This is a genomic window from Paraburkholderia sp. J8-2, assembly GCF_905220195.1.
Classification (GTDB): Bacteria; Pseudomonadota; Gammaproteobacteria; order Burkholderiales; family Burkholderiaceae; genus Paraburkholderia.
On record NZ_CAJMZA010000005.1, the window covers coordinates 283,370 to 300,272 of the forward strand.

15 protein-coding genes are annotated in these 16,903 nt (G+C 66.4%); 4 read left to right on the top strand and 11 right to left on the bottom strand.

Going from position 1 to position 16,903, the window contains the following annotated elements:
- Positions 1–74: 74 nt before the first annotated feature.
- From nusB to ribBA, 3 genes are read right to left on the bottom strand one after another with little or no spacing between them, the layout of a single operon-like run.
- A complete protein-coding gene (gene nusB / locus U5A52_RS14660) occupies positions 75–509 on the bottom strand; it encodes a transcription antitermination factor NusB (RefSeq protein WP_028205233.1) in 435 nt (144 codons plus the stop codon).
- Positions 506–1,021, bottom strand: a complete 516-nt coding sequence (ribH, locus tag U5A52_RS14665) for a 6,7-dimethyl-8-ribityllumazine synthase (protein ID WP_321913930.1) — start codon at positions 1,019–1,021, stop codon at positions 506–508. Before ribH ends, nusB begins: the two co-directional genes overlap by 4 nt.
- A gap of 57 nt (positions 1,022–1,078) precedes the next feature.
- On the bottom strand, positions 1,079–2,245 hold the full coding sequence (ribBA, locus tag U5A52_RS14670; protein ID WP_321913929.1) for a bifunctional 3,4-dihydroxy-2-butanone-4-phosphate synthase/GTP cyclohydrolase II: 1,167 nt from the start codon (positions 2,243–2,245) through the stop codon (positions 1,079–1,081).
- A gap of 235 nt (positions 2,246–2,480) precedes the next feature.
- On the opposite strand from ribBA, the gene U5A52_RS14675 reads away from it, so the two are divergent.
- Both U5A52_RS14675 and U5A52_RS14680 read left to right on the top strand, forming a co-directional pair.
- The gene (locus U5A52_RS14675; protein WP_321935119.1) at positions 2,481–2,762 is read left to right on the top strand and encodes a type II toxin-antitoxin system RelE/ParE family toxin; all 282 of its coding nucleotides are present in this window, start codon (positions 2,481–2,483) and stop codon (positions 2,760–2,762) included.
- Between the two features lie 11 nt (positions 2,763–2,773).
- On the top strand, positions 2,774–3,079 hold the full coding sequence (locus tag U5A52_RS14680; protein WP_321913927.1) for a HigA family addiction module antitoxin: 306 nt from the start codon (positions 2,774–2,776) through the stop codon (positions 3,077–3,079).
- Between the two features lie 28 nt (positions 3,080–3,107).
- Here U5A52_RS14680 and U5A52_RS14685 read toward each other — a convergent pair whose 3' ends face one another.
- From U5A52_RS14685 to U5A52_RS14705, 5 genes are all read right to left on the bottom strand, one after another.
- Entirely contained in the window at positions 3,108–4,943 is a 1,836-nt protein-coding gene (locus tag U5A52_RS14685) for an ABC transporter ATP-binding protein (protein WP_321913926.1), read from the bottom strand.
- Positions 4,944–5,350: 407 nt separating this feature from the next.
- Complete coding sequence (locus U5A52_RS14690; RefSeq protein ID WP_321913925.1) at positions 5,351–5,989, bottom strand: riboflavin synthase; 639 nt, start codon at positions 5,987–5,989, stop codon at positions 5,351–5,353.
- A gap of 35 nt (positions 5,990–6,024) precedes the next feature.
- On the bottom strand, positions 6,025–7,143 hold the full coding sequence (gene ribD / locus U5A52_RS14695; protein WP_321913924.1) for a bifunctional diaminohydroxyphosphoribosylaminopyrimidine deaminase/5-amino-6-(5-phosphoribosylamino)uracil reductase RibD: 1,119 nt from the start codon (positions 7,141–7,143) through the stop codon (positions 6,025–6,027).
- Positions 7,144–7,222: 79 nt separating this feature from the next.
- Positions 7,223–8,560, bottom strand: a complete 1,338-nt coding sequence (gene hemL, locus U5A52_RS14700; protein ID WP_321935120.1) for a glutamate-1-semialdehyde 2,1-aminomutase — start codon at positions 8,558–8,560, stop codon at positions 7,223–7,225.
- Positions 8,561–8,738: 178 nt separating this feature from the next.
- Entirely contained in the window at positions 8,739–9,368 is a 630-nt protein-coding gene (locus U5A52_RS14705) for a hypothetical protein (RefSeq protein ID WP_321935121.1), read from the bottom strand.
- A 209-nt stretch (positions 9,369–9,577) separates the two neighbouring features.
- Here U5A52_RS14705 and U5A52_RS14710 point away from each other — a divergent pair, with 209 nt between their 5' ends.
- Positions 9,578–10,810, top strand: coding sequence for a Bcr/CflA family multidrug efflux MFS transporter (locus U5A52_RS14710; protein ID WP_158758416.1), 1,233 nt, complete (start codon positions 9,578–9,580; stop codon positions 10,808–10,810).
- 70 nt (positions 10,811–10,880) lie between these two features.
- On the opposite strand, the gene U5A52_RS14715 is transcribed toward U5A52_RS14710, so the two are convergent.
- The 3 genes from U5A52_RS14715 to zwf all read right to left on the bottom strand — a co-directional run bounded on the left by U5A52_RS14715 (position 10,881) and on the right by zwf (position 15,042).
- Complete coding sequence (locus tag U5A52_RS14715) at positions 10,881–12,797, bottom strand: bifunctional transcriptional regulator/glucokinase (RefSeq protein ID WP_321913920.1); 1,917 nt, start codon at positions 12,795–12,797, stop codon at positions 10,881–10,883.
- Positions 12,778–13,479 carry a 6-phosphogluconolactonase gene (pgl, locus tag U5A52_RS14720; RefSeq protein WP_321935122.1) on the bottom strand — a complete coding sequence of 234 codons (702 nt, stop codon included), beginning with the start codon at positions 13,477–13,479 and terminating at the stop codon, positions 12,778–12,780. The genes U5A52_RS14715 and pgl overlap by 20 nt, the downstream gene beginning before the upstream one ends.
- A 93-nt stretch (positions 13,480–13,572) precedes the next feature.
- The gene (gene zwf, locus U5A52_RS14725) at positions 13,573–15,042 is read right to left on the bottom strand and encodes a glucose-6-phosphate dehydrogenase (protein WP_321913918.1); all 1,470 of its coding nucleotides are present in this window, start codon (positions 15,040–15,042) and stop codon (positions 13,573–13,575) included.
- A 576-nt stretch (positions 15,043–15,618) separates the two neighbouring features.
- Here zwf and U5A52_RS14730 point away from each other — a divergent pair.
- Complete coding sequence (locus U5A52_RS14730; RefSeq protein ID WP_321913917.1) at positions 15,619–16,866, top strand: ABC transporter substrate-binding protein; 1,248 nt, start codon at positions 15,619–15,621, stop codon at positions 16,864–16,866.
- Positions 16,867–16,903 lie beyond the last annotated feature (37 nt).

The following is a 16,903-nucleotide window of genomic DNA, read 5'->3' on the forward strand; positions in this document are numbered from 1 at the left end:
TCCAGTACTGACAGATCACGCGGCGCGCGGGGCAGGGCGCTCAGGCGCGCCGCTTGCCCCGGCGGCTCGCGTTCTTACGACTTGCGGGCGTTTTGTGCTTCGGTGGCGCGCAGTTGCGCCGCGAGCTTGTCGAGCACGCCGTTCACGTACTTGTAGCCGTCCGAGCCGCCAAAGGTCTTCGTGAGCTCGACCGCCTCGTTGATCACGACGCGATACGGAATGTCGACGTGATGCTTGAACTCGTAGGTCGCGACGAGCAGCACGGCGCGTTCGACGGGCGAAAGCTGCTCGATCGGACGGTCGAGGCACGGCGTGATGGAGGCGGACAGTTCGTCCGACTCGCGGATGACGCCGTGCAGGATCGCGTCCAGATGCTCGTGATCGGCCTTGTCGTACCCCTGCGAACCGCGCAGTTGCGCGTCGATCTCGCCGGCGGGCACACCCGACAGCAGCCACTGATACAACCCCTGCGTGGCCAGTTCGCGGGAGCGGCGGCGCGCGCTCTTCATTGCTGTTCCTCTTCGTCTTCCTCGTCTTCTTCTTCGTCGTCGCCGCCGTCAAGCTGCTCCAACGCCACCGTCAGGTTCGCCATTTCAACGGCGACACGCGCGGCGTCACGACCCTTTTCGGTCATGCGGGCCACGGCCTGCTCGTCGTTTTCGGTGGTGAGCACGGCGTTCGCGATAGGTACGTTGAAGTCGAGCGAGACGCGCGAGATGCCCGAGCCGCTTTCGTTCGAGACGAGTTCGAAGTGGTACGTCTCGCCGCGCACGACCGCGCCGAGCGCGATGAGGGCGTCGAACTGGCCGCTTTCGGCGAGCTTTTGCAGCGCGAGCGGGATTTCGAGTGCGCCCGGCACGGTGACGAGCAGCACGTCTTCGCCCGTCACGCCGAGGCGCTCGAGCTCTTCGATGCAGGCGTCGGCAAGGCCGTTGCAGACGGGTTCGTTAAAGCGCGACTGGACGATGCCGATGCGCAGTCCGTCGCCGTCGAGGTTCGGTTGGTATTGTCCGATTTCCATGTGGTGTCCGTAAGTTCGGTTGAGCGTGGTGACGCGTGAAATGAGCGCGATGCGACTTCAGGCGCGCGACGAGGCAGGGTCAGCGGCTTCCGGCGGGCAGGGCGCTTCTGCATTGCCGCCGGGCATCGGCACGAAGCCGGTGACTTCGAGGCCGTAGCCCGACATGCTGCCGAGGCGGCGCGGCTTCGAGAGCACCTGCATGCGGCCCACGCCGAGTTCGCGAAGGATCTGCGCGCCGATGCCGTAGGTCTTGAAGTCCACGGGCCGGCGCGCGAGCGCCTCCGCGCGCTCTTTCTGGTCGAACGCCTTGAAGACGTCGATCAGGTGTTCCTTGGGTTCGCCGCAGTTGAGCATGACGATCACGCCCACGTCGCGCGAGGCGATCTCGCGCATGGCGGCGTCGAGCGTCCAGGAGTGCGTGGACGAGCCCGTTTCGAGCAGGTCCAGCACCGAGAGCGGCTCGTGCACGCGCACGGGCGTATCGATGCCGGGCTTGGGCGTGCCGCGCACGAGCGCAATGTGCGGCGTGCGCGTGGGGTGATCGACGTACATGATCGCGCGGAACGGGCCGTGCGCCGTTTGCATGGTGCGTTCGGCCACGCGCTCGACGATCGATTCGGTGCGGCTGCGATAGTGGATCAGGTCGGCGATTGTGCCGACCTTCAGGCCGTGCTCCTGTGCGAACTCCATGAGGTCGGGCAGGCGCGCCATCGTGCCGTCGTCCTTGATGACCTCGCAGATCACGGAGGCAGGCGTCAGGCCCGCGAGCGCCGTGAAGTCGCAGCCCGCTTCGGTGTGGCCCGCGCGCACGAGCACGCCGCCCGGCTGCGCCATGATCGGGAACACGTGGCCGGGCTGCACGATGTGCTCGGCGCGCGCGTCGTGCGCAACGGCGGCCTGGATCGTGCGTGCGCGGTCGGCGGCGGAAATGCCGGTCGTGACGCCTTCTGCGGCCTCGATGCTGACCGTGAACGCCGTGCCGTACTGCGTGCCGTTGCGGTAGGTCATGAGCGGCAGGTTGAGCAGCTTGCAGCGCTCCTGGGTGAGCGTGAGGCAGATCAGCCCGCGGCCGTACTTCGCCATGAAGTTGATGGCTTCAGGCGTGACGAACTCCGCAGCGATGACGAGGTCGCCCTCGTTTTCCCGGTCTTCTTCGTCGACGAGGATGACCATCTTGCCGGCTTTGAGCTCGGCGATGATCTCAGGGGTGGAGGCGAGCGTCATGTTGGGATTCTGGCTGCGATTCTGGCTGGAAAGGCCACATTTTACGCCACGCGGGCGGGCGCGTCGCCCAGAACGCGGGACAGCGCCACGCCTTTTGCCTGGTGGCCCTGTGTTCCGGCGTATCTGCGCGGCGGCGGGCGGGCTTCCGTGTTGGCCGAACGGCCGACTGGTGCGCGAATCGCACATATTCCACACTAGTAACGCTTGACGTTATTAACGTGATACGTTACTATCCATGCCGATTACTTCCTTTGCCTGCCGCGACACCGCGGCGCTTTTCGCCGGGCGAGGTGTCGCCCGCTTCGTTGCCATTGAAACGGTCGCGATGCGCAAGCTGCAGCAGATCCACGCGGCCGCCACGCTCGCGTTCCTGAGGGCGCCGCCGGGTCACCGGCTGGAGAGTCTCTCCGCGGAGCTGGAAGGCTGGTACAGCATCCGCATCAACGGTCAGTGGCGCATCTGCTTTCATTTCGCGGGCGGCGAGGCATCGGACGTAGGCATCGTGGACTATCACTGAGGAGCAAAACCATGGCACGTGAAGTACCGCTTGCCACACCGGGCGAGATTCTGAACGAAGAGTGGCTCAAGCCGATGGGCATCAGCCAGTACGCACTCGCCAAGGCGATCGGCGTGCCGCCGCGCCGTATCAACGAGATCGTGCTCGGCAAGCGCGCCATCACGGCGGACACCGCAGTGCGCCTTGCGGTGTATTTCGGCACCGACGCGCGCAGCTGGATGGAATTGCAGGCGCACTACGACACGGAAATCGCCAGCGAAGCGCTGGCCGAGGTGCTCGCGCGCATCACGCCGCACGCGCGCGCCGTTCCCGCCTGAGCTGGTTTGCGGCGGGAGGGCGGCGGCGTCAGCGCAGGATCACGTCGTCGGCGAGTCCTTTTGTCAGTTCCAGCGCCTGGCGCTCGAACAGGCGCCGGTACAGGCCGTTCTCGCGGCGCACGAGCGCGTCGTGCGTGCCTTCCTCCGCTACGCGTCCGCGCTCGAGCACCAGCAGCCGGTCGAGCGCGCGCACGGTCGAAAGCCGATGTGCGACAACCACGGTCGTGCGGCCCTCCATGAGTCGCTCCATGGCTTGCTGGATCAGCACTTCGCTTTCACTGTCGAGACTTGAGGTCGCTTCGTCGAAGATCAGGATCGGTGCATTCGCGAGAAACGCGCGCGCGATCGCCACGCGCTGGCGCTCGCCGCCCGAGAGCTTCACGCCGCGTTCGCCCACGAGCGTGTCGTAGCCGTGCGGCAGCGCCACGATGAAGTCGTGGGCGCTAGCAAGCTTCGCCGCGCGCTCGATCTCGGCGTGCGTGGCGCCTGGCCGGGCGTAAGCGATGTTCTCGGCAAGCGAGCGGTGAAACAGCACCGGCTCCTGCTGCACGATGGCGATCTGCGAGCGCAGCGACGCCTGCTGTACGCGCGCGATGTCCTGGCCGTCAATCGTGATGCGCCCTCCGGAAACGTCGTAAAGGCGCTGGATCAGCTTGATGAGCGTGGTCTTGCCGGAGCCCGAATGACCGACGAGGCCCACGCGCTCGCCCGGTGCGATGCGTAGCGTGAGGTTCTCGTAAAGCGCCCTCGCGTCCGCGTTCGCGCCATAGCGGAACGTCATGTTCTCGAAGCGGATATCACCTTGATCTACGACGATCGGCGGCGCATCGGGCAGGTCTTCGATGCCGAGCGGCGCCGCGTCGAGCGAGACGAGCTCTTCCATGTCGTTGACCGAGCGCTGCAGGTTGCGCACGTGCATACCCACATCGCGCAGATAACCCTTGAGCAGGAAGAACAGCGTGAGCGCGAACGTAATGTCGCCCACGCTCGCGAGACCGCGTGCCCAAAGCAGCAGCGCTGCGCCGAGGATGGCCGCCTGCATGCCAACGAGCAGCGCGCCCTGCACGCCGCCATTGAGCGTGCCGCGCCGCCACGTGCGCCGCGTGCGGCTGCTCCACTTCGATACGACGCGCGCGAGCCGCGCTTCCTCGCGCGTTTCCGCGCCGAAGGCTTTCACGACGGCGTTGCACGAAATGGCGTCGGCGAGTGCGCCGCCCATCTTCGTGTCCCACTGGTTCGCGAGCCGAGCCGAGGGCGCAACGTAAAAGAGCGACAGCGAGACCGTGATCGCCAGATACACCGCGGAGCCAAGGCCGACCACGAGGCCCATGACATGCCACTGCACCGCGAGCAGGATGGTCGAGCCGACCAGCATGACGAGCGACGGGAAGAGGGCAACGAGCAGCGTGTCGTTGAGCAGGTCGAGCGCCCACATGCCGCGCGTGACCTTGCGCACCGTGGAACCCGCGAAGCTGTTCGCGTGCCAGTCCGTCGAGAAGCGCTGCACGCGGTGAAAGGCCTGCGTGGCGATCTCGCTCATCATGCGCAGCGTCAGCGTGATGATGTTGCGGTACGCGGCCTGCCGCATGATCGTGCCGGCGAGCCCGAGCGCCGTGAGCGCCCAGAACGCGACGACCGCCGCATGCCATGCGGCGGCGCTGCTCGCGGCGCCGTCGTGGGTGAGGGCGTCGACGAGCTGGCCTGCGTAGTGCGGCGTAAGCACGTCCGCGAGCGCGCCGAGCAGCGAGGCGAGCGCCACGGCCGTCACGCGCGCAGGCTGGCGCGCCCAGTGCCGGAAGGTGAAGCCGAGGACCTTGCGGAACGTTTGTCCGCCCGATTCGGGTTTGTTATTTAGCTCTGTCATGGACAGCATGCTCCGGACGTGGCGCCCGAAGACTCTCCTGAAGGAAGCGTGAAGCGTTAAGACGGAAAACGGGACCAGCGCGCCCTGGCATGCGTTGCCGGACGGCCTGACCACGAATTCTCGGAAATACACGGCGCGGCGTTTGAAAACAGGCCGCGCGGGACGCGCTATGGCTGCGCTGGAAGCGGGAAGGTTGCGTGGTGAGACGCGACTTGCAACATCACCCGGACCATCGGCATGGCGGCGCTCGTTTCAATCGTTGCCAACTGTGCCTCCTTGTTCGATTCGGGTGATGGGAACGCGGCACGCCGTGCGGCGAGCGCGTAGGGAAAGGCTAGATTCTATCAGCGCCCCGGCGCGCGTGCTTGCGCGCGTCCGGGGCATGCATTGCGCTGGCTCAGCCGTTTTCAGTCTTGTGCGGCCGAACCAGCTGCCTTGTCGGCCGAGAGCATGCGCTCCACATACCGCGCAATCAGATCGATCTCGAGATTCACCTTCGTGCCAGCCTGAAGATGCTTGAGCGTGGTCACATCCACAGTGTGGGGGATCAGGTTGATCGAGAATTCGCAGCCGTCGGCGCGATCGTCGACCGAGTTGACCGTGAGGCTCACGCCGTTCACGGTGATCGAGCCCTTGTAGGCAAGATAGCGGCCGATTTCCGCCGGCGCGAGAATGCGCAGCTCGTGCGACTCGCCCACGGGCGCAAAGCGCGTGACGGTGCCAAGACCGTCCACGTGACCCGAGACGATGTGGCCGCCCAGACGGTCGTTCGCGCGCAGCGCCTTTTCGAGGTTCACTTCGCCGGTTGCCGCGAGGCCCACCGTGCGGTTCAGGCTTTCGCGCGACACATCGACGTCGAAACTCGTTGCCGACTTCTCGATGACGGTCATGCACGCGCCCTGGATCGCGATGCTGTCGCCGAGCTGCACGTCGTCGAGGCCGAGGTCGCCCGCGTTGACGGTCAGGCGCACGCCGGCGTCGGCTTCGGTGCCGAGCGGTTTGATCGATTCGATGCGGCCCACTGCCGCGACGATTCCGGTAAACATCGTGCTGTTCCTTGTGTTCAGTGCATCAGTGAGGGTCAGGCGTCTTGCGTCGTGACGACGCGCGCAAGAATGCGCAGGTCGTTGCCGAGACGATCGACGGAATGAAATGCGAGGCGCGTGCGCTCGTCGAGCGTTGCGGGCGCGGCGATGTCGATCATGCCGAGCGAGTTCGTGCCGAGCAGCGACGGCGCCACGTACACGAGCAACTCATCCACGCAGCCTTCGCGCAGGAGCGACCCGTTGAGCTTGTAGCCGGCTTCCACGTGCAGCTCGTTCACGCCGCGCGCGGCGAGTTCCGAGAGCATGGCCGGCAGATCGACCTTGCCTTGATCGTTGCCAAGCGCAACGATTTCGGCGCCGCGCACGCGCAGCGCTTCGGCGCGTTCTTCGTTGCTCGCGTCGAGCGCCGCGCAGAACACGAGTGTCGGCGCGCCCACGAAGATCTGCGCGAGCGGCGAGACGTCGAGCCGGCTGTCGATCAGCACGCGCTTGGGCTGGCGTGGCGTGTCGACGGCGCGCACGGTCATGCGCGGATCGTCTTCCTTCACCGTGCCGATACCCGTGAGAATGGCCGAGGCGCGCGCGCGCCAGGCGTGGCCGTCGGCGCGCGCGGCTTCGCCCGTGATCCATTGGCTTTCGCCCGAGGGCAGGCCGGTGCGGCCGTCGAGCGATGCGGCCACCTTCATGCGTACCCATGGGCGCTTGCGCGTCATGCGCGAAACGAAGCCGATGTTCAGCTCGCGCGCCTCGTTGGCGAGCAGCCCGCAGCGCACGTCGATACCCGCGTCGCGCAGGATCGACAGGCCGCGGCCCGACACGAGCGGGTTCGGGTCTTCCATCGCAGCGATGACGCGCCCGACCTTCGCCTCGATCAACGCGTTCGCACAGGGCGGCGTGCGGCCGAAGTGGCTGCACGGCTCGAGCGTCACATAGGCGGTCGCGCCGCGCAGGTCGTGGCCGCGCGCGCGGGCGTCCTTCATCGCCTGGATTTCGGCGTGATCCTGTCCTGCCGGCTGCGTGAAGCCCTCGCCAATCACCACGCCGTCTTTCACCAGCACGCAGCCCACGCGCGGGTTCGGGTCGGTCGTGTACAGGCCGCGCTGCGCGAGCGCGAGTGCACGCTCCATGTGGACGAAATCGGATTGCGAAAACATCGTCAGGCTTTCTCTCGGGCGGCGGTCAGGTGGTGGGCCGGCGGGCGCGTGGCGCGCCGGCTGTCGATAGCGTGAAGCCTTACTGCGTCACGTTTTCAGCCGCGGCTTCCGCTGCGAACGCGCTGCGCGCCGCGGCGATCGTCTCGTCGAGGATCGCATCGTCGTGAGCGCTCGAGACGAAGCCGGCCTCGTAGGCCGACGGCGCGAAGTAGACGCCCGCGTCCAGCATGCGGTGGAAGAAGCGGTTGAAGCGCGCGATGTCGCTCTTCGTGACTTCGGCGAAGCTGCCTGGCACCTTGTCCGCGAAATAGAGGCCGAACATGCCGCCCACCGAATCCGCCACGAACGGCACCTTCGCTTCGCCCGCGGCTGCCGTAAGCCCCTTCGCGAGACGTTCGGTCTTCGCCGTGAGCTGCTCGTAGAAGCCGGGCGCCTGGATGAGCTGCAGCGTTTTCAGACCCGCCGCGACCGCGATCGGGTTGCCCGAGAGCGTGCCCGCCTGGTACACCGTGCCGTTGGGCGCGAGGTGATCCATGATCTCGCGACGGCCGCCGAACGCGGCCGCCGGCATACCGCCGCCGATCACCTTGCCGAGGCACACCATATCGGCCTCGACGCCGTAGAGCGCCTGCGCGCCACGCAGACCCACGCGGAAGCCGCACATCACTTCGTCGAAAATCAGCACGCTGCCGTGCTTCGCCGTGAGGCTGCGCAGCGTGTGGATGAATTCGGGCGTGGCCTTCACGAGATTCATGTTGCCGGCGACCGGCTCGATGATCACGGCGGCGATCTCGTCGCCGAACGCCTTGAACGCTTCTTCGAGCGCCGCGACGTTGTTGTATTCGAGCACCGTGGTGTGCTTCGCGATGTCCACGGGCACGCCGGCCGAAGTCGGGTTGCCGAACGTGAGCAGGCCCGAGCCCGCCTTCACGAGCAGGCTGTCGGCGTGGCCGTGATAGCAGCCTTCGAACTTCACGATGCGATCGCGCTTCGTGAAGCCGCGCGCAAGACGCAGCGCGCTCATGGTCGCCTCGGTGCCGCTCGACACCATGCGCACTTGCTCCATCGACGGGACGATCTTGCAGATTTCCTCGGCGATCTCGATCTCGGCCTCGGTGGGCGCGCCAAACGAGAAGCCGTTCGCGAGCACGCGCTGCACGGCTTCGAGCACTTCCGGATGCACGTGGCCGACGATCATCGGGCCCCACGAGCCGATGTAGTCGATATAGCGCTTGCCTTCGGCGTCCCAGAAGTACGGCCCCTGCGCGCGCTCGATGAAGCGCGGCGTGCCGCCGACCGAGCGGAACGCGCGCACGGGCGAGTTCACGCCGCCCGGAATGGTGCGCTGGGCGCGTTCGAAGAGGGCTTCGTTGCGGTTCTGCGTGCTGGACTGGGTGCTGGACTTGGTGCTGGACATGAGTGCTGGACCTGCGAAAGTGGTGTGGCGCGCGACCCTGACGAATGGGGCCGGCGTACGGACCCATGCGGCGCCGCGTGGGCGCGGGCGATGGGGCTGTTCTCTCGAAATTGTACCGGAGTCGCGCGGATCGGGCCGGAGCCCCGGGTTGGCTCGGGGCACCTCCGGGCGGCCGGATTCAGCGCGTTGGCTGCCTGCGTTTGCGCGCTGGCGGCGCGAGGTGCGGCGCCGTGTCGCGCGCTTCGACTTTGGCGGCCGCGCGTTTGCGGGCGGGCCGAATTGCGCCCGGTGCGGGTGCATCGTTCGCCGCCGATGCCGCGTGCGCGTCGTGCCACGCCTGCATGGCCGCGAGCGCCGGCGCCGGCATCGGCCGCCGCCCGGTCAACTCCGCCCAGCGCTTTTCCAGCGCGCCTTCGGCAACCGGCTTGATGACCGTGCCCGAACTCTGTGCGTCCCAGGTTTGGACTGAAAACGGATGCGCGCGTAAATCGTCGCGTGCGATGACGACTTCCTCGCCCGCGTCGACGAGCCAGTCGTAGACGAAGTCGATGCACAGCCGGTAGCCGCGCTTGTACGCGGCGTCCGGCACCTCGTAGGGCGCGCGCGTGACGTAGCCGGAACCGAAGAGCCCGCGCGGCTCGGCGGCCACGCGGTGCAGGAACACCCGGTCGCCCGGCAGGATGCCGCGCGCGAAGCCGCATCCCCAGGTGTCGGCGACGGCTTCTCCGGCGCGCACGCGGCGCGCGAAGTCGGGCAGTTCGGGCCAGGGCCACTTCTTGGGGCTCCAGATGAGCAGGAAGGCGGTCATGTCGGCGACGTGGCAAGTTGAGCGAAAGCGCGCAGCTTAGCGCAAAGCCGCGGCGATGCCGCATGGGGAGCGGCGAAGGGCGGAGAAAGGGCGTCAGGTACAATTCGACGGCACTGCGTTGCCGTTTTGTCCGCTCCCGCAGCGACGGATAGAACGGCCCATGACATCGAGCACGCGCGAGCCGCGCGCGCTCCGCCGCCCTACACACCATGTCCCATTCCCCGCGCCGCCGGCCCGATGGCCGGCTGATCCTGTTGCTGGGCGCACTCGCCGCCTGTGGCCCGCTCGCCACCGACATGTATCTGCCAAGCCTGCCTGCCATCGCGCAGTCGTTCGGCGTGAGCGCCGCCGCCGCGGCCTCGACGCTCACGAGCTTCATGGCCGGCTTCTCGATCGGCATGCTGCTCTACGGCCCGGTTTCCGACGCCTATGGCCGCCGCCCCGTCCTGCTCGGCGGCATCGCGCTTTTCACGCTGGCTAGTATCGCCTGCTGGCTCTCGTTCTCGGTGGGCGAACTCGTGATCGTCCGCTTCCTTCAGGCGCTCGGCGCGGGCGCGGCCTCGGTGCTGTCGCGGGCTATCGCGCGCGACGCCCACGAGCCTTCCGACGCCGCCAAAGTCCTCTCGATGGTTGCGATCGTCACCGCGATCGGGCCGCTGCTCGCGCCGCTCATCGGTGGACAGTTGCTTTTGATCGGCGGCTGGCGCGTGGTGTTCGTCGTGCTCACGCTCTTCGGCCTTGCGTGCGCCGTGGCGGCCTACCTGCGCGTGCCTGAAACCTGGCCGCCGGAAAAGCGCGAAAGCGCAGCCGTGCTGCGCTCGTTCGCAGCTTACGGACGCTTGCTGCGCGATCCGCTCGTCTGGGGGCACATGCTCTGCGGCGGCATGGCGTTCGCCTCGATGTTCACCTATATCTCCGCCACGCCGTTCGTCTACATCGAGTATTTCCACGTTTCGCCGCAGCACTACGGGTTCTTCTTCGGCGCGAACGTGTTCGGCATCATGCTCGGCAACTTCCTCAACACGCGTTTCATCGGGCGTCTCGGCACGCTGCGCATGGTGTCGATCGCGTCAGGCGTGAGCATCGTTGCGTCGCTGTTCGTCGCGCTCATGTGCGTAACCGGCTGGGGCGGCCTGTGGTCGATCGTGTTCGGCCTCTTCTTCGTGGTGAGCGTGGTGGGGCTGCTCGGCGCGAACTGCGCGACCGATCTCATGTACCGCTATCCGAAGAACGCGGGCGCGGCAGCGGCGGTATTCGGCGCGACGCAGCTTGCCCTCGGCGCGCTCGCAAGCGCCGTGGTCGGCTGGTTCCCGGGTATCTCGCCGTTCGGCATGGGCGTGACGATCGGTGTGTGCGGCCTGATGACGTGGGTGGGGCGCGCGCTCGTCGTGAAGTGGCACGGCACGCCGGCGCCGGACACGGTGCAAACGGCCACGCCATGAAGTCGACGTAGCGCAAAACGAAAATGGGACGCCGAGGCGTCCCATTTTTTATCGCTTGATTAAGCGGACTTCAGTCGCGCGCTGTAGGCGACGCGCCATGGCTCAGCCAGTCGAGCACGGCCGATGCGTCGTCGTCGGCATGTTCGCGCGCCTTTTCGACGGCGTTGCCGAGATCCGCATCGGGCGAAGCGCGGCGAATCGCGACGCCCACCGCGAGGATGTCGATCATCAGCAGATGCAGAATGCGCGAGATCATCGAAAGCTGCGACTCGCGCATCTCGATATGATCGGTTTCGAGCGCCACGGTCGCGCGCTTGGCGAGCGGCGTGTTGCTCGACGTGATGGCGATCACCTTCGCGCCCGCTTGCATCGCGACGTCGAGCACGCGCAGCAGTTCCGGCGCGCGGCCCGACTTCGAGACGGCCACGATCACGTCGCCCTTGCCGAGCAGCGCGGCGGAAGCGGCCTGCATATACAGGTCGCCATAGGCGATGGTCGGGATGCCGAAGCGGAAGAACTTGTAGTGCGCGTCCTGCGCCACGATGTGCGAGTTGCCGAGCCCATAGAACTCGATGCGGCGCGCGCCGTTGAGCAGCGTGATCGCGTTCTCGACCTGCTCGAAGTTCAGGTGCTCGCGCAGTTGCAGGATGGCCGAGACGGTGTTGTCGAGCACCTTGGCGCCGAAGTCGGTGGCGGTGTCGCCCAGATGCACCTGGCTGTGGCTCACCGGAATCGTGCCGGTCAGGCCCGTGGCGAGCTTCAGCTTGAAGTCCGAGAGGCCCTGGCAGCCCAGCGAGCGGCAGAAGCGGATGACCGTGGGCTGGCTCACATCGGCCTTGCGCGCAATATCGACGATCGGATCGTTGATGATCGAGCGCGGGTGGTTGAGCGCGAGGTCGGCCACACGGCGCTCGGCGGGCGTGAGCGCGTCGCGCATCTGGCGAATACGTTCGAACACGGCCGACGATCCGCCGCCCGCGCGATTCGAAAGCTGCTCCGCGAGAATGGCCGACACGCCGAGGAACGCCGGATACTCCGCCGTGATGACGTAGGTGGGCACGTTCGCGAGATAGGTGTCGAAGCGGCCTTTCGCCTCGAAGCGCTGACGGAACGACGAGCGCGTGAACAGATCGCCCAGGCGCGGCACCACGCCGCCGCCGATATAGATGCCGCCGAGCGAGCCGAGCGTCATCGCGATGTTGCCCGCGAAGCTGCCGAGAATGCCGCAGAAGCATTCGACGGTCTCGAGCGCGAGCGCTTCGCCTTCGTGTGCGCGCTTCACGACTTCGGCCGGGTTGAGGTCCGCGGACACCTTCTTCTTGTCGCGTGCGGCGAGCGCGCGATAGATGAGCTCGACGCCGGGCCCCGCGCATACGCGCTCGAACGACACATGCGGCCACTTCTTGCGCGCGAACTGCAGCACGATGTCTTCGCGCTCGTCCTGCGGCGAGAAGCTGGCGTGGCCGCCTTCGCTGCCAAGCGCGATCCAGCGGTCGTCGGCGGGAATGAGACCCGAGACGCCGAGACCCGTGCCCGGACCGAGCAGGCCGATCACGCTGTTCTGGCGGCGCTGGCCGCCGCCCACCTGCACGCGCTGCGAGTCGGTCAAGCCGGGCAGCGCCATGGCGAGCGCGGTGAAATCGTTGACGACCAGCAGCGTGTCGAAGCCAAGCGCGCGGCGCGTGGCTTCGATCGAGAAGGTCCAGTCGTGATTGGTCATGCGCACCTGGTCGCCGTCGACCGGATTCGCAATGGCGATGGCCGCATGATTCACGCGGCCGATCTTGTTGTCCTTCAGGTATTGCTGGATCACTTCCGCAACGCCCGGATACTGCGCGCACGGATACACGCGCACCTGGCCGATCTCGCCAGGACCCGTTTCCAGCGCGAAGCGCGCGTTGGTTCCGCCGATGTCGGCGAGCAGCCTCGGACCGTCGGCGTGCTGGCCTGCGCCAGGGGCGTTTTTATTAGGCGCACCAGTAGACATCGAGTCTCACTCCCTTGTCGTTCGCCAGCTTCGAGATGGCGTTGTTTTGTTCGGCCGCGGCGGCCTGTTGCAGCACTTCGAGCTTGCGCTGTCCCGCGATCAGCAGGAACAGCCGGTCGACCTGGCGCAGCGCCTGCATCGACCACGAAACGCGCGCGTGCGGCGCGGCCTGCGGATGCACGGCCACGAACGGGCGCGCCGTGGTGATCGCTTCGTGCCATTCTGGCGCGTCGGCGAAAATCGAGGCCGTGTGGCCATCCTCGCCCATGCCGAGCACGGCGACGTTCGGAAGCTTGCGGGCGGGGTCGGCGTTGAGCGCGGCGACGTGCGCGTCGACATCCTGCGCCACATCGACGAGCGGCAGGAAGCGCGCGTTGGCCGCTTCGTGCGTGAGCAGCGTCTCGCGCGCGAGGCGCGCGTTGCTCGCGGAGTCGGTGTCGCTCACCCAGCGGTCGTCGACGAGCGTCACGTCGATGTGCGCCCAGTCGAAGCGGTGCGTCGACAGGGTCTCGAGGAAGGGGCGCGGGCTCGTGCCGCCGGAGACGGCAAGCGTTGCACGGCGCACGGCAGTACCGGGCGCCGCTTGCTGAGCGGCGAGCGACGCATGTAGCGCGTCGCCCACGGCTCGCGCCAACGCGTCGGATTGGACGCGCGGGTCGTCGAATACGTGAAGCTCGATCACTTCTCCTCCATGCTGCTTTTTTGTAGGTCTACAGGGTCGTTCATCTGTCCGGTCCGACTTCGCGCTCGCGGTGCGCGAAGCCATGCAATGCCATCAGTTCTCTTCTTCGAGCCAGCAGGTGCCGTGCTGCGCGAGCATCGCGCTCGCCGCCGCGGGTCCCCACGTGCCGGCCGCGTATGGCTTGGGCGCGCGCGGCGAAGCCGCCCACTCGTTCAGGATCGGCTCGACCCATGTCCAGGCCGCTTCCTGCTCGTCGCGGCGCACAAAGAGTGCGAGGCGGCCGTTGATCACGTCGAGCAGCAGGCGCTGGTAAGCCTCCATCTGCCCTTCGCGGAAGAACTGGTCGAACGCGAGATCCAGATGCACGCTGGCGAGATTCATGCCTTCGCCGGGCTGCTTCGCGAGGCAGTAGAGGCGGATGTTCTCGTTCGGCTGCAGGCGGATCACGAGGCGGTTCGCACCGGGGCGCAGCGCCGGCGCGCCGAGCGCCGAATGCGGCACCGGGCGGAAGTTCACGACGATCTCGGCCACGCGGTCGGCAAGACGCTTGCCGGTGCGCAGGAAGAAGGGCACGCCCGCCCAGCGCCAGTTCTCGATCTCCACCTTGAGCGCCACGAAGGTCTCGGTGTGGCTTTCGGGCTTCACGCCATGCTCGGTCGCATAGCCCGGCACCGCCTGGCCGCGGATCACGCCCGCGTGATACTGACCGCGCACCGCGACCTTGCTGATGTCGAGCGGGTTGATCGGCTTGAGCGCGCGCAGCACGCGCAGCTTTTCGTCACGCACCGAATCCGAATCCATCGAATGCGGCGGTTCCATGGCGACGATCGAAAGCAGCTGCAACAGGTGATTTTGCACCATGTCGCGCAGCGCGCCAGTGTTGTCATAAAAATCGCCGCGCGCTTCGACGCCGAGTTCCTCGGCAATCGTGATCTGGATGCTCTCGACCCACTCGCGGCGCCACAGCGGCTCGAAGAGCGCGTTGCCGAAACGCAGCGCGAGCAGGTTCTGCACCGGCTCCTTGCCGAGGTAGTGGTCGATCCGGTAGATCTGGCCTTCGGCGAAGATCTCGCCCACGGCGTCGTTGATCGCATTGGACGACTTGAGGTCGTAGCCGAGCGGCTTTTCCAGCACGATGCGCGAGTTCTCGTTCAGACCGACGGCGGCAAGCGCGCGGCAGATCGGCACGAACAGCGACGGGCCCGTAGCCAGATAGAACACACGAATGCCGGGCAGCGACGCGATGCCGTCGCGCAAGTGCGTGAAGTCTTCGGCGCGCGAGAGGTCGAGCTTCACATAGACGATGCGCTCGAGGAAGCTGGCCCATGCGCTGTCGTCGAAGCCGCCGTTCTTCGTCACATGCGGCTTGACGTGCTCGTCGACCCACTGGATGTACGCCGCGCGATCCTCTTCGTGGCGCGCGACGCCCACGATCTTGCCGGACTCCGCGAGCATGCCTGAACGGTGTGCTTCATACAGGGCGGGGAGAATCTTGCGCATCGACAGGTCGCCGGTGGCGCCGAAGAGCACGAACGTGAAACCTGAATCGATCTGGTTTTGCATGAGTCTCAGTCAGAGTCCTGGGGGGCCGCTGCAGGGTACATCGGGAGCCCATCGATGTGGGCGATCGGGCGGCCGTAGTCCGATAAAATTTTTTTTGACACTGAATTGTAGTTTAACTACAATCCAAATCAAGAGGTAACGTTCATTCGATGAAAAAAGCGTGAAACGCAGCCAGCAAGGCGGTTTGCGCGGTTTCGCGAGCGGACGGAATGCCCCCTCATGTTAACGGAGAACCACGCGGGACTCAGCCGGCTTGCCAGTGAGTCGTGCGCCCGGTTCCCCAGCGTGCGGAGGCTTCAAGGCCGTGTGACGCAAGCGGCGCCTCGGCCGGCCAGCTGGCCGGTGAAAATCAAAAGAGGAGACAGTCAAGTTGCATTCAGATCCACTCATCTCTTGAGCGTCCTGCGGCCGGTAACCGGCACGCGGCCCGCGCGCATCTAACGAAAAGCACGCGCGCGCGGCACTCCGGCGCCCGTCCGTCCAGTGTTTTGCCTGTTTTGCCTGTTTGACCAACCACCGCACCCTGGCGATCAGGGGCCAATCGTTTTTTGTTCAGGTGTCTGGAGGAGATAAGCAATGAAATTCCGCGCGATCATGGGCGCCCTGTGCGCAGCAGGTCTGTTGGGCGGCGTCGCCACGGCGCAAGCAGCCGAGTCTCTCGAAGTGCTGCACTGGTGGACCTCGGGCGGCGAGTCGAAGGCCGTTGGCGTGCTCAAGGACGACATGACGAAGCAGGGTTATGTGTGGAAGGACTTCGCGGTCGCCGGTGGCGCGGGCGCGGCGGCCATGACCGCACTGAAGACCCAGGTGATCTCGGGCAACGCGCCGACGGCCGCACAGATCAAGGGCCCGCTGATCCAGGAATGGGCGGAGCAGGGCGTGCTGGTGCCGATCGACGCCGCCGCGACCGACTGGAAGGCCAACCTCCCGCCGCAAATCGACAAGATCATGCATGCGGATGGCCATTACGTCGGCGCACCGTTCTCGGTGCACCGCGTGAACTGGGTGTGGATCAACAAGGCCGCGCTCGACAAGGTGGGCGGCAAGGCGCCGACCACGTGGCCGGAATTCTTTGCACTGGCTGACAAGTTCAAGGCCGCGGGCATCCAGCCGGTCGCCGCCGGCGGTCAGCCGTGGCAAGACCTGACGCTGTGGGAAGACGTGGTCCTCTCGCAGGGCGCGGACTTCTACAAGAAGGCGCTCGTCGACCTCGACCAGAAGACCCTTACGTCGCAGCAGATGGTCGGCGTGTTCGACACGGTCCGCAAGATCGAGTCGTACATGGATAACGCCCGCACGGGCCGCGACTGGAACCTCGCCACGGCCATGGTCATCAACGGCAAGGCCGGCATGCAGTTCATGGGCGACTGGGCAAAGGGCGAGTTCGCGAGCGCGAACAAGCAGCCGGGCACGGACTACGTCTGCGCAGCAGTGCCGGGCACCGCAAAGGCCTACACTTTTAACGTCGACTCGTTCGTGTTCTTCCAGCAGAAGGGCCAGAAGGCGGCAACGGCGGGTCAGCTCGCGCTCGCCAAGACGATCATGAGCCCGGAATTCCAGGAGCAGTTCAGCCTGTACAAGGGTTCGATCCCGGTGCGCCTGGGCGTGGACATGAGCAAGTTCGACGACTGCGCCAAGAAGTCGTACGCGGATGAGCAAACCGCGATCAAGGCCGGCGGCTATGTGCCGTCGCTCGCGCACGGTATGGCTCAGCCGGACGCGACGGCCGGTGCGATCACCGACGTCGTGACGAAGTTCATGAACTCGAACCAGGATTCGAAGAGCGCGGTGGAAGCGCTCGCGAAGGCTGCGAAGACGAAGTGAGCGAAGTGAGCGTAGAAGGTTAGTGCTGTAAGACGGG